The 508-nt window shown below is 71.9% G+C and carries 1 protein-coding gene; it reads right to left on the reverse strand.

Annotation, left to right across the window (positions count from 1 at the left end):
• On the reverse strand, positions 1-504 hold a 504-nt coding region (locus ABD899_RS18850), incomplete at its 3' end, for an IS5 family transposase (protein WP_345208907.1).
• Positions 505-508: the final 4 nt, after the last annotated feature.

A 508-nucleotide genomic window follows, 5' to 3' on the forward strand; every position in this document is an offset into this window, starting at 1 on the left:
GGCGGCGTAGCGGACGGCGAGTTTGTCGTATCGGGTGGCGAACCCGCGGTGGTGTTTGAGGTGGTTGAAGCCGCACTCGACGGCGTGTCGGTCCTTGTACCGCCCGGGATCGAAGGCTGGAGGTCGGCCGCCGGCGGGGCCGCGTCGTCGCCGGTGTCCGGCTTGGTCTGCTGGCACGGGGATGGTCGCCGCGATCTTGTGTTGCCGCAGCCAGGCGCGGTTGGCTCGAGAGGAGTACGCCTTGTCGGCGAGGACTCGCTCGGGTCGATGCCGCGGGCGTCCGGGTCCGGGGCGGGCGATGCGGATCCGCTCGAGCACGGCGATGAACTGTGGGCTGTCGCCGTCCTGGCCGGGGGTGAGCAGGAACGAGAGCACCCCGCGGTGCTGATCGACCGCGGCGTGGGTCTTGGTGCCCCACCCGCCACGGGAGCGACCCAACGCGTGGTGATCCGGCTCTCCGGCAACCGAACCGACGCTGTCGCGACGGGCCCCGGCGGCGTGGATGTGG

The sequence above is a fragment of the Fodinibacter luteus genome (assembly GCF_039541575.1).
Lineage (GTDB): Bacteria > Actinomycetota > Actinomycetes > Actinomycetales > Dermatophilaceae > Fodinibacter > Fodinibacter luteus.